Below are 12052 nucleotides of genomic sequence, written 5' to 3' on the forward strand. Positions count from 1 at the left end.
CCTCTTAAAAAATCCGGTAGTTCGCCAGCTTGTAGGCCAGCCGGTATGAAATGAGGATCAGGATCATCGATATGACCGACTTGAACAAACCGATCGCCGTGCCAAGCCCCATCTCTCCGTTCAGAATCGCGGTACGGTACACGAAGGTGTCGATGATATCCCCTTTCTGGTACACAAGCGGATTGTACAGGTTGAAAATTTGGTCAAAGCCCGCGTTCAAAATGTTGCCCAGCGCCAGCGTTCCGACGACCACTGCGATCGGCAGCATGGACGGAATCGTAATATGGAGCGTCTGCTTCCAGCGGGTTGCCCCGTCTACCTCCGCCGCTTCGTAAAGGGACGGATTCACGTTCGCGAGCGCAGCCAGGAATACGATCGTGCCGAAGCCGAACTCCTTCCATACGTCCGAGGCAATGACGGTAAACCGGAACCAGTTGTTATCGCCAAGGAAAAAGATCGGCTGGATGCCGAACCAGGAGCTCAGGATGCGGTTCAGAAACCCGCCGTCCGTGGACAGAAAATCCAGCAGAATGCCGCCCAGAATGACCCATGACAAAAAGTGGGGCAAATAGACCAGCGTCTGCACGAAACGCTTGAAGAACGCCCTGCGCACCTCGTTGAGCAGCAGCGCAAACGTAAACGGCGCCAGCAGGTTCAGCACGATCTTGAGTGCGGAAATGATCAGCGTATTCCAGATCACCTCCACACTGTCCTGCCGTTCAAACAGCATGCGGAAGTTGTCCAGTCCAACCCACTCGGAGTGGGCAAAGCCGAGCCAGGGCTTAAAATTTTGAAAGGCCATGACGATCCCCGCCATCGGCACATAGCTGAAAATGACCAGAAACACCAGCGCCGGCAGCAGCATGACGTGCAGCGGCCAGGTTCTTTTTAGACGGTTCATAAAAGGTCGTTCCCCCTCTTGGAATGCCAATTTCTCTTTTGGTACCGTCATTATATCAACCGCCCAAATGTCGTCGTAGCTCATAAAACCAACATAAATGGCACTATTGAAACCAATTGCAGGCATGAATCCGCGAAGGGCTTGTCCCTCTGCTGAGCCTTGCCTCCGCCAATGGAGAGTTCATGAAGCCAGGTCTGCCGAATACAAAAAAACCGGCAAAAATCAAATGATTGATTTTCACCGGTTTCCAGGCGACCGACTCTTCCATTGAAACGCCGATACAACGGAGTTACAGCGTATTGTGAGACGGTGATTCCCGCTCATCCATTCTGTTATTGGGACTCCAGGCTGGCCGGGCTGTTGGCATGCGCCGCCTCGCCATGGGTGCCGGCTTCCTGCGCTTCGCGCTGATCGAACATTCTGCCGATTTTCCAGCCGATGCCTATATTCAAAACCGCCATCGCTCCAAATAAAACCACATCACCCCAGGGCTCCGGCAGCAGCAGATCGGCAAGCAGCCACCCTCCGGTCATGGCCGCCCCCATCACTGCGCCCTTTACGGATGACCTTAAACTCATTTTTCCCATTGGACACACTCCCCCGCCTGATTCCTTATAATCTGAATCGACAAGCAATAGGCCTGCACGCCAAAGTTCTTTGTTTCCTGCCTTTTGTGATATATATGTCGTGGACAAAATCGAATATTCCCGAATAACCGTTAAAAAGCCCCTGGCTCCCCATCTGTATAAGCTCACTTCTTCCGTGACACAATAACGTAAGTTTAAAAACATACTCCGAAGGAAGGTAGCCTCAATGAGACAACAGTTAAGAATCGGTGTATTGATTGCAGGCATGTCTTTGATGCTGGCTGCTCCGGCCTTTGCTTATGGGGCGGCTGGAACGGCGCAAGACGGCGGAAATGGCGGCATGGGCACAGGTATGGGCACGGGGACTCTCGGAACCGAATCCACCGGTGGTTCGCATTACCGGGTGAACAATGTCGGAACGACATCCCATTACCATGTCAGCGTATATGGCACTGGAACAGGAAGCCAATACTTGAATACGAATTACGGAACGAACAACACCGGCCGGATGGGAACAAACAACTACACCGGATCCAATACGAATATGCTGACTGACAATAACCGAATCCGGACGAACGCAGCGACGGACACGAACCGCGGCGGAGGCTGGGGCTGGCTCGGACTGCTGGGTCTAATCGGATTAGCCGGCATGCGCAAAGGAAACCCGGAACGAGACCGCGGTTAGTTTGCCCAAGTGCATGGTCAGCCATCATAAAAATCCCTGACTTACTTCAAATGTAGGTCAGGGATTTTTAGTGCTTCGACTCCCGGTCGATCAATCAACAGCACATTCTGTTGTCTATCGCTATCTAAATGTCCTATCCTAAATGGCTGTAGAGTGAGCCGGACGTTCATCATATTTAAAAGGGATATTTTTCGGATCTTCAGCGGCAGGCTGAACAAAACCGGCCGGAAGGGTATCGCCCCAAGTTAAGCGCCCCTCGACGAATTTGGACATCCGGGTCTCGAAAAAGGCCGGCCGCTGCTTCCACACCTTTTTGGCAACGGTCACGGTAAATTCCCCTCGCTTGTTCGGAATGGTGACGGAATAAGGGACATCCTTGGGCAAACTCAGTCCGACCAGCACTCCGGTGTACATCGCGCCAGACGATGTCCGGCTCACCAGATACGGTGGACGATCCGTGATGACCGTGCCCTCTTTCGGCAGTGTGATGTCGATCTCCACGCTCGTGTTCTCGGGCATCTTGAATACCCTGCCTTCAGGAAGCGTGTACCTCTTGGTGCCGATCGTGACCGACAGATTTGTTTCTTCATCCTCTGGCCAATAGAAAATGGAATATCTGCCGTCCTGATCGGTGGGCGTCGATTTCCCGAAGCCTTCGCCTTGATCCCGGTCAAACCAGACCACCGCGTTCTCGACCGGTCTGCCGTTCGCGTCTTTGACAACCCCACCCATCCGGTATTTATCCACTTGAAAATAAGATACGACGTCACCGCTGCCGGCGATGACCCGTCCGTGAACCTGGACCTTGGACGCATCTTCAGGATCGTCTTCCACCTTCAGCACCTCAATCGGATAATTTACGCTGAGCATGGCCGAAGCAGTAAGAAGCCGCTTCGACATTTCCGGCGTTAGATGTTTCCCGGATACGGTGGCGTCCTTAAGGGAAGCGATACTGATCTTGGTCTCAGCCAGGAGGCTCTGGTCAACGGTCAGGTTGAACGATCCGTCCTTCCCTGTGGGAGCGTCAATTTGGCTCTGGCTCGTATGCACCGTGGCGCCGGCCACAGGCTGATTGTCGAGGAGCAGCCTGCCGTGAACGGAGGTCATATGGGACCCGTCCGACTTCCACTGCTTAAGCCGCAAGGACGGCGAATCAATCGTCAGCTGTACGCCTTGGTCCGCCGCTTGCGCCGATGCCGGAGCCTCCGAGGATACCGGCTTCGAGGGCATCCCGGCACATCCGGCAAGACATACCGTCATGATCAAAATGGACAGTCGCTGCAAATACCACATGGATTCGATTCCTCCCCTTTACTTGTGCGCAAATAAACAGGGGCAAAGCCATAGGCTCTGCCCCGCTTCATGAACCTTATTTTTTCTGGTGAGCGTTCGTGTCTTCCGCTGTACCCGCTTTGCCTTGGGTTTTGTCGCCGCCAAGACCGAACACGAACACTTTCGGTTTGGGACCGCCGGATGTAAAGGCCATATATTGTTTATCGTCGACGGCGAAAATCGCCGGCGCTGCTTGAATGCTGCTGCCCGTCGTCTGGAAGGTCCAGATGACCTTGCCGCTTTTAATATCCAGGGCGTTGATCTTCCCGTCGAGCTCGCCGTAGAAAGCAAGTCCCGTCGTCGTGCTCGTAAAGCCTCCGCGCATCGGATCCTTCGTCTTGATCTGGTAGGCTTTTTTGCCGGTATTCACGTCCATCGCCGTGATAGTGCCGTACGGTACATCCTTCGCTGGCGCCGAGGTCGTCGTACCGAACGCGGCCGCTCCGGGCATGTCCGGTGTCGAGGCTTCCGTCTGGCTTTTCGCAGACTTGATGACGGCCCCCTGTTCCACGCCCGGAATCAACACATAATTTGTTGCGGGATCATACGTTTCGGGAGCATAGTTCTCGCCGCCGAGCACGCCCGGGTACACGGTAACCCCCTCCGGTGTCGGCTTCGGATGATCGATCTTGGCAAAAGGAACCCCGTCCCAAACGACAGCGCCGGTCTTGGCGTCCCATGCATACCATTGTCCCGACTTCCCGCCCTGCACGACGATTTTTTGCTGCTTGCCTTTGACGGTGGCATTCAGGATCATCGGCGAAGCCGCGGCGTCATAATCCCAGAGGTCATGGCTGATTTCCTGCTTCGCCCAAATCAGCTTGCCCGTAGCAGCGTCGACGGCAACCACCGAGTCCGTGTGCGGATTGTCTCCCGGCCGGGATTCACCGTAAAAGTCAGGCGCCGGGTTGCCCACGGCAAAGTACATGATCCCTGTCTCCTCATCGATGGCCGGCGGGTTCCATACCGCACCTCCGCCCTGGAACTTGCTGTTGGCGAGCCAGTCCTGGCCTTTAGGCGGGACCGTGTAGAAAGGAGAGGCCCAGGCCGGCGACAGGTCGCTCGCTTTATAGGCGTTGACAAACCCGCGGATGCCGTTGTCCCCGCCGCTGCTGCCGATATAAATGTTGCCTTTGTAATACACAGGCGCGGTCGTTTCGTAATAACCGTTCTCCAGCGTCACACCTTTGATGGACTCGGAGATCGGCACCATTTTGATCAGCTTGCCGGTCTTCTGGTCCAGGGACACAATCTGATTGTCGACCGTCAGCATGAACACTTTGCCTTCCCCAACAGCGACGCCGCGGTTGGCAATGATCCCCGACTTGCTGAATGTCGCAGCTTGTTCTGCGGACGGCTTCCAGTGCCAGATTTGACTGCCGGTTGCACCGTCGAAGGCGAATACCTGATTCCCGGCGGTCGTAATGTACACGATGCCGTCGACGAATACCGGATAGCACTGATTCCCGTTCTTGACATCTTTGTCAAGCTCCTTCAGGTCCGCGCTCCAGATCACGCCCAGGTCCTTGACGTTGGCCGCGGTCACCTCTTTATAAGGGACATGGCGGGTATTTTTCAGATCGAATCCATAGGTGCCGAAGTTTTTAAAAGAGGTGCCCGTCACTTTTCCCGGCGTCGTGGAAGGTTTGTTTTCGTTTGTATTTTGCGCCGGAGCCGGTGTCGCTGCGTTATTGTTCTTATTCGTATTACAGCCGCTTAGAGCCAGGCTTGTGCTTAAAAGGGCTGCGCCAATCATCACGTGAGTTTTTCTCATGTTGGAACGATCTCCTCATTTTTTCATTAGAAGCGTTGTAACGTAATATTTCCAGCAAGACCAAAAATCATGCAGAAAAAATATACAGCCCTTCGTACATGCACCTGGTTTGCACCCAAGCAGCATTTCCGGCTGATGTCATGCAGGTATAAAAGCGGCTCAAATCGGTCATCTTGAAGGAGAAGAATCACACCACCCAGATTTGCATTCAAGGAGGACGACGATGAAACCGAAATTCCGTTTGATCTTTACGATAGCGCTGCTCTCGATCGTATTGGTATTAAGCGCATGCGGCAAAAGTAATAACGGTACGGCGGCTCCGCCCGCCAACAATACAGCCCCGTCCACCGGCGGCGGACAAACCAAAGAAATTACCGTAACGGCGAAAAACTTCGCTTTCGACCCGCCCAATATCGATCTGAAAGCCGGCGATACGGTCAAGCTGACCTTTAAAAACGCGGATGGCGTACACGGCTTCGAAATTCCTGACCTGAACGTCAATCTTCAGGACGGACAAACGGCCACCTTTACCGTAGACAAGGCCGGGACTTACGACTTCAACTGCTCGATCCAATGCGGCTCAGGCCACGACAATATGACGGGTACGATTACGGTATCCTAAAGACAAAAACAAAAAAGGAGCCCATCCCAAGATGGAACTCCTTTTTTTCGATTTATGGCTTATGGAAAGCTGCAGGAAGCAGACATTAGGTCGCCGCGGGCAGGTGCTTCAAATAAAAACGATACCAGTTACCGCAGATAAAGCCTTCCACGTCTTCCTCGCTGTAATGCTTCTGCAGTAAATTGACCAGATCATGATATTTACCCGCATGCTCCAGACCGATGATCTTTTCACGGATACCGTCAAAATCCGATCCCAGCCCGATATGCCGGCGGCCCCCAAGGGAGCAGATATGGTCGATGTGCGCGAGCAGCCGGTCCATCGTTACCGGTTCCTCCGCATGGACAAAAGGCGGCACAAAGGTGACCCCGATGACGCCATCCGCCCGGATGATGGAGCCAATCTGCTCATCGCTCAAGTTTCTGCGGCGCGGGCATATTTTACCGGCATTGGAATGGGAGGCGATAAGCGGCTTCGCGGACAGCGACGCCAGCTCCCAGAACGCTTTTTCCGAGAGATGGGACACGTCCAGGATCAAGCCCAGACGGTTGCATTCCTGAATCAGCTGCCGGCCTTTCTCGGTCAATCCCGCTCTCCTGGACTCCATGACGCCGTCCGCCGCCCAATTGGCGTAATTCCAGGTGATGCCGATACTCCGGACGCCCAGATGATGCAGGATCCGCACATAGGCCAGGTTTCCCTGCAGCGCATCGACTCCTTCAAGCGATAGCAGCGCCCCGGTCAGCCCGTTCTTCTCTGCGTATTCGAGGTCCTCCTTGGACCGGATAAAATGGATGGGGCCGCTTGCGAGCACCTTCTCATGAAACAGGTCAATGCTCTCCAGCACATAACGAAACTCTCCGGCATACTTCTCAGGCAAATAGACGGCAAAATTCTGGAACCGGATGCCGGATTCTTGCATGCGTTCCAGCGTGACATCCAGCAAATCCTGTTCGTGCACAAAATCCAGCTGCGGATGCTCGAGCAGTTTGCTAAGCACATCGCAGTGGGCGTCAAATATGGTCACCGGTCATTCCTCCGTTCTTCTTGAACCTGCCGCGATAGGAATAAGAAGGCACAGGGCGATGAGGCACAGTAACGGATGGTTCATCGTGGTCTTGATTGAGGGAAGATAAAATATCGGATATCAGTTCGTGATGAGGCGACCACTGGCAGACAGGATCCGCCTGCCGCGCGTCGCCGGCCAACAGGTAAGCTTGGCAGCGGCATCCGCCGAAATCGCGGAAACGGTGTTCACAGCTCCGGCAGGGCTCCGCCATCCAGTCGAAGCCGCGGAAGCTGTTGAATGCTGCGGATTCCCGCCATATCCATTCGAGGGTCCGCTTTTTAACGGATTCGAAGGTCAAGGTATGAATACTGGATGCCGCGGTGCAGGGCAGCACGGTTCCGTCGGGCGTCACCGTCATCGAAATTTCGCCCCACCCGCCCATGCAGGGTTTTGGGAAATCCTCATAGTAATCCGGGAGAACCCAGATCAGTTCAATCTGGCGGTCAAAGCGCGCTTTGGCCCGAAAAAAAGCTTCCTCAGCCGCCGCGAGCTGCGCTCTGGTCGGCAGCAGATGCTGGCGGTTAAGCAGCGCCCAGCCGTAGTACTGGGTATTCGCCAGCTCCAGCCGAACGGCTCCCCATGACACACACATCTCGATGATTTCCTCTACGAGGTGGATATTTTGCCTGTGCAGGACCACGTTCATATGTAAGGGGATCCCCGCCTCCCGGATCAAGGCAGCCGTTTTCTGTTTGAATTCATGTGCCCGGGAGCCGGCAATCGCATCCGCCAGGCCTGGCTCGGACGCCTGTACGCTGAGCTGCATACTGTCGACCCCCGCGTCCACCAGCTGCTGCATGCGTTTCTCTGTCACGCCAACCCCGCTGGTAATGACATTTACAAAAAAGCCCAGTTCACGGGCCTGCCGGATCAGCTGGTCCACGTCCGGTCTCATGAGCGGCTCGCCGCCTGTCAGGTGAAGCTGCACGACCCCAAGCTCACTGGCTTCCGTGAATACTCTGATCCATTCCTGCGTGCTCAGCTCATGCTCCCTTTTGGCGAGCTCTACCGGATTCGAACAGTAGGCGCAGTGAAGGGGGCACCGGTGGGTAATTTCCGCCGACAGGGCATACGGTATGCTTACGGACACTTTTCGATCCACCCCCGCTCAATGGCTTGCGTGAGAAATTCGAGAACATCCTCCTGCAGATTGGATTGATTGTATTTCGCCTCAAGCTCCCCGATAATTTGGTGAGCCGACCGTGTCCCGTCACACAGCCAAAGAATGGCCCCGGCCGTCGGATTCAGGTTGACGACGCGTTCGGGGAGCAGGAGCATATCGGTTTGCCTGGCTTTATCGAACTTCAGCCGTGCGGGACTTCGCAGCCTGAGCTGCTCCGACTGCCCCCAAGCGATCATCGCTGTGCCTCCGCATCGGGATATGCCAGACTTAACGCATCCAGAATGGCCCAGAGGACATCGCATTTAAAGTGCAGGGCGGATATGACCTGCTCCTGCTCGCCGCGGTCTTTGCATTCACGCAAAACGAGTTCCAGACCGTGGTCCGCGTCACGCGGTGCCTGATGCAGCCTCGCCTGGAAATACTCCAGTCCTTCCGGACGGATCCATGGATACAGCTGTTCAAACACGGCGATTCGCTGGGAGATGAGGACGGGAGCGAACAATTCCGTCAAAGAGGAAGCTACGGCAATGAGCCACGGCTGCAGGCGGCAGAAATTCACGTAGGCATCGACCGCAAACCGGACGGCGGGAAGGACATGGCGCTCATCCAGCATCTCCTCTCTCGGAATGCCGACGGCTTCGCCAAGGCGGATCCAGGCTTCGATCCCTCCCTCGCTCCCTTCCGTTCCGTCATGGTCCACAATGCGCTGTATCCAGTGGCGGCGCTCCTCTCTGGAAGGCAGCTTCGAAAGGATGATGGCATCCTTGACGGGGATATTTTTCTGATAATAAAACCGGTTCGCCACCCAAGCCCGAAGCTGCTCGGGACTCAGCTTTCCTTCATGCATGCGTACGTGATAAGGATGCTTGTCGTGATAGCGCTGTTCCCCGACCTGGCGCAGCCTCATCGTTAATTCTTCGTTCGAGAGCAAATGCTGGTTCATGTTAGACCTCCAATTCCAATCCGTCATAACCGACCTCGATCCCCAGCTCCCGAAGGCTGCGATTCTCCGGAGAAGCCTCGTCAAGGATCGGATTGGTATTGTTGATATGGATGTAAATTTTTCGCCCAACCGATATACGGGAAAGGTGCTCCAGGCTTCCACCCGGTCCGGCAATGGGGACATGCCCCATATCGGATGCCACTAATCGGGAAATATCCAGCCGCCGAAGCTCATCCGAATGCCAAAAGGTGCCGTCCACAAGGACGCAGTCGGCTGCTTCCAATTGGGTATGAAGCTCGTTCGACCAGGACTCGACACCGGGTGCGTATACAGCAGTCCCTCCGGTCCGCTGGTCTACCATGCGGTAGCCGACGACCCAAGGGGATGTAGGCGCCCCATCCGTATCGGGATCCCGAAGGAACGACGCATACCTCGGCGGCTTGGAGCCCAGGAAGAACGGATATACCATTACTCTGCCCCCAAATAGTGGAAAAGATTCCTGCGGCCGGACTTCGTGCCACCGGTATGAAGCATAGGGCTTCAGGATTTGCCTGACCGGGAAGGCTTCCATCAGGGCGTCCAATATGGGAGCTGCGGCGTAAACGTCGATTGCCGAAGACTCCCTTAAGTGGAGGAGGCCCATCGTATGATCCAGCTCCCCGTCCGTCAGCAGCACGGTTGAAATGGGCGTATGTCGGATCGTGGAACCCGGAGCAAGCTCGGCATGGGCCTCGATCTGTGCACCGATATCCGGCGTGGCGTTGATGAGAACCCAATCGCAGCCATCATCGCTGACGGCCAGCGAATTATGCAGCCGGGCACGTAATGAGGGATCCTGCATCCGCACGCGGCGGCAGTTCGGACAGCCGCAGTTCCACTGCGGGAAGCCTCCCCCCGCCGCCGATCCCAGCACCTTCAACAGCATGTTTCTGCCCCCCTCAAAAAAATAGATGCCGGATTGCTCCGGCATGGTTCGTCACTTCTGATAAGCGTATGCGGTAACCTCTGCACAAACCTCTATGACTTCAAAATCGGGTTTAACCCACATGCCGCCACCCCCTTTGATGAAATATCCCACCATGCCTGCCAGTAGAGAGCACAAGTCTGTTTAATCATATGTTGTATTTTGGCATTCTATAACACGTAACCATGCGAAGGGGTGTTCACTTAAGCGTTCTCTCCCAAAGTCAAAATTCGCGAGGTTCGCCAATATGCTTCGCAGACGGCGGCAAAAAAAGCGGCATGCCTCAGCATGCCGCTTCCCTTCTGTGCGCCGGTTATTGCCCCAGCTTGGAATACCAATCATTCACTTCGTTTGTCATTTGGTCGCCGCCCGAAGACTTCCAGGTCTCGACGAATTTATCAAACGCATCCACGCCTTGCTTGCCGTAGATAATTTCGTTAAAGGTCTGGTTTTCGATTTTATTCAAATAGTCCAGCTTGGATTTCATAGTTGCCGTGGTCGGGCCGGTGTACAGGTTCGGATAAGCGATGTCCTTCTGGGACATCAATACCTTGGCCGCTGCCGGCGTATCCAGACCGTAGTTGAGCTTCACTTCTTTTTCCAGGCGGGTTGTCGCCTCCTTGCCGTCCGCCAGGTTCAGCAGCGCCTTCATTTGCGCGTCCGGAATCCGTGCCCCGTCGCGCACCAGCAGGTAGCGCAGGCTGTTCACGAATCCGCCGGGGATGTCCTCATACCGAAGCGGTTTGCCGCTGGCGTCCAGATCGTAATCGTATCCCTTGAAGAGGCCGTTGTCGAACACGCCTCCCGGCTGGGAATTGGCCAAATTGTCGAACATGTAGTTCTGGTAGGTAAAGAACGCTTCCGGATGCTTCATGTCCTTGTTGATCAGCGTCACGCCGTTCGTGAACAGAGTGCCGTGGCGCCCGGCTTTCCCGTCCGGCCCAGCCGGCAGGGCAATCGGCTTCCAGACCGCCGTCTTCACGTTCTTCACTGTGTCACTCAGCGGCCATCCGCTCATCCAGTAAGGTCCAGGGATGATTCCGGCTTTGCCGGCGACGGCCGGTTCGGACGTCTTGTTCTCATCCCAGAGCGCCGCTTCCTTCGGAATATAGCCTTTGGTGAACCATTCGTTCAGCTTTTGCAGCCCCGGCTTCATACCCGGGTTGATCGAGCCGTACTCCAGTTTCCCGTCCGCGCCTTTGTTCCACTGCTGCGGGATGGTGCCGTAGGCGCCGAAGATCCAGGACGGATCACCCATCCAGGTATTCATCGTGGTCTTGAATCCGATGCTCAGCGGGATGACCTCGTCCGGCTTCAGACCGTCCGGATTGTTGTTTTTGAAGGCGTCCATGACCTTCTCCAGCTCATCGATCGTTTTCGGCGCGGCAAGTCCCAGCTTGTCGAGCCAATCTTGGCGAATCCACAGCAAATAATCGTGGTTGTAGGCGTAATCGAGCACCGGGATGCCCATTCTTTTGCCATCGCGGATATAGGGGTTCCATACGTTCTTATCCTGATCGATCGCCTGCTTCCACGTGTCGTTGGCATACTTGTCAAACAGCGCGCCCGCATCCTGGAACATGCCCGAATCGATCAGGTCCTGCGCCAGCTGCGCATCGCCGACGGTGACCACATCCGGCATTTCCTGGCCGGAAGACATCGCCAGCCGGAGCTTGGTTGCAAATGCCCCGTTCGTGTCGGTTACCGACCACAGCGATTTGATCTCGATGCCCAGCGTGTCCTTGGCCCACTTGGTAGCCACGTTATTTTCGATCGACTCTCCGTTCTTGAACTTCAGCTCCGGATCGACGCCCCACACCGTGCTGATCGTCACCGGCGGGTCGTATTTGTCTTTATAAGCGTTTTCATTTTCGGCTGCAGCCGGCGGGTTCTGGGCCGAATCCGCAGAAGTTCCTCCTTTGGACCCCGAGCATCCGGTGAACAGCGCGCTGACCAGCACCAGGCTGCATGCAAGCGTCAATGCCTTTTTCGTATATGCCTTCATGTCGCTCCCCCTTAAATCTATATTCCTTCTACATGTTTCATTATAGA

The 12052-nt window shown here is 55.2% G+C and carries 13 protein-coding genes; 2 read left to right on the top strand and 11 right to left on the bottom strand.

What is annotated here, in order from left to right; translation table 11 throughout:
• Nucleotides 1–4 precede the first annotated feature (4 nt).
• Nucleotides 5–901: an ABC transporter permease gene (locus BCV73_RS25395; RefSeq protein WP_089549020.1), complete on the bottom strand. Its 897-nt coding sequence runs from the start codon at nt 899–901 to the stop codon at nt 5–7.
• Nucleotides 902–1233: 332 nt separating this feature from the next.
• Complete coding sequence (locus tag BCV73_RS25400; RefSeq protein ID WP_089549021.1) at nt 1234–1488, bottom strand: hypothetical protein; 255 nt, start codon at nt 1486–1488, stop codon at nt 1234–1236.
• 226 nt (nt 1489–1714) lie between these two features.
• Between BCV73_RS25400 and BCV73_RS25405 the strand changes: the two genes are divergently transcribed.
• Entirely contained in the window at nt 1715–2173 is a 459-nt protein-coding gene (locus tag BCV73_RS25405) for a WGxxGxxG family protein (protein ID WP_084204206.1), read from the top strand.
• 138 nt (nt 2174–2311) lie between these two features.
• Here the strand turns inward: BCV73_RS25405 and BCV73_RS25410 are convergent, their stop codons facing one another.
• Both BCV73_RS25410 and BCV73_RS25415 read right to left on the bottom strand, forming a co-directional pair.
• Entirely contained in the window at nt 2312–3466 is a 1155-nt protein-coding gene (locus BCV73_RS25410) for a carboxypeptidase-like regulatory domain-containing protein (protein ID WP_089549022.1), read from the bottom strand.
• A gap of 76 nt (nt 3467–3542) precedes the next feature.
• On the bottom strand, nt 3543–5279 hold the full coding sequence (locus BCV73_RS25415) for a pyrroloquinoline quinone-dependent dehydrogenase (protein ID WP_089549023.1): 1737 nt from the start codon (nt 5277–5279) through the stop codon (nt 3543–3545).
• A 223-nt stretch (nt 5280–5502) separates the two neighbouring features.
• Here BCV73_RS25415 and BCV73_RS25420 point away from each other — a divergent pair, with 223 nt between their 5' ends.
• Complete coding sequence (locus tag BCV73_RS25420; protein ID WP_076175861.1) at nt 5503–5901, top strand: cupredoxin domain-containing protein; 399 nt, start codon at nt 5503–5505, stop codon at nt 5899–5901.
• Between the two features lie 85 nt (nt 5902–5986).
• On the opposite strand, the gene BCV73_RS25425 is transcribed toward BCV73_RS25420, so the two are convergent.
• The 7 genes from BCV73_RS25425 to BCV73_RS25450 all read right to left on the bottom strand — a co-directional run bounded on the left by BCV73_RS25425 (nt 5987) and on the right by BCV73_RS25450 (nt 12005).
• Nucleotides 5987–6928: a dipeptidase gene (locus BCV73_RS25425; protein WP_089549024.1), complete on the bottom strand. Its 942-nt coding sequence runs from the start codon at nt 6926–6928 to the stop codon at nt 5987–5989.
• Nucleotides 6915–8060: a pyrroloquinoline quinone biosynthesis protein PqqE gene (pqqE, locus tag BCV73_RS25430; RefSeq protein ID WP_089549025.1), complete on the bottom strand. Its 1146-nt coding sequence runs from the start codon at nt 8058–8060 to the stop codon at nt 6915–6917. Before pqqE ends, BCV73_RS25425 begins: the two co-directional genes overlap by 14 nt.
• Nucleotides 8051–8329 carry a pyrroloquinoline quinone biosynthesis peptide chaperone PqqD gene (gene pqqD / locus BCV73_RS25435; protein WP_076175868.1) on the bottom strand — a complete coding sequence of 93 codons (279 nt, stop codon included), beginning with the start codon at nt 8327–8329 and terminating at the stop codon, nt 8051–8053. The genes pqqE and pqqD overlap by 10 nt, the downstream gene beginning before the upstream one ends.
• Complete coding sequence (gene pqqC / locus BCV73_RS25440) at nt 8326–9036, bottom strand: pyrroloquinoline-quinone synthase PqqC (protein ID WP_076175870.1); 711 nt, start codon at nt 9034–9036, stop codon at nt 8326–8328. The genes pqqD and pqqC overlap by 4 nt, the downstream gene beginning before the upstream one ends.
• 1 nt (nt 9037) lies before the next feature.
• On the bottom strand, nt 9038–9961 hold the full coding sequence (pqqB, locus tag BCV73_RS25445) for a pyrroloquinoline quinone biosynthesis protein PqqB (protein WP_089550399.1): 924 nt from the start codon (nt 9959–9961) through the stop codon (nt 9038–9040).
• 51 nt (nt 9962–10012) lie between these two features.
• Entirely contained in the window at nt 10013–10117 is a 105-nt protein-coding gene (gene pqqA, locus BCV73_RS36220) for a pyrroloquinoline quinone precursor peptide PqqA (RefSeq protein ID WP_076175873.1), read from the bottom strand.
• A 196-nt stretch (nt 10118–10313) separates the two neighbouring features.
• Entirely contained in the window at nt 10314–12005 is a 1692-nt protein-coding gene (locus BCV73_RS25450) for an extracellular solute-binding protein (protein WP_076175876.1), read from the bottom strand.
• Nucleotides 12006–12052 lie beyond the last annotated feature (47 nt).

This window comes from Paenibacillus sp. SSG-1, from assembly GCF_002224835.1.
GTDB lineage: Bacteria > Bacillota > Bacilli > Paenibacillales > Paenibacillaceae > Paenibacillus_AQ > Paenibacillus_AQ favisporus.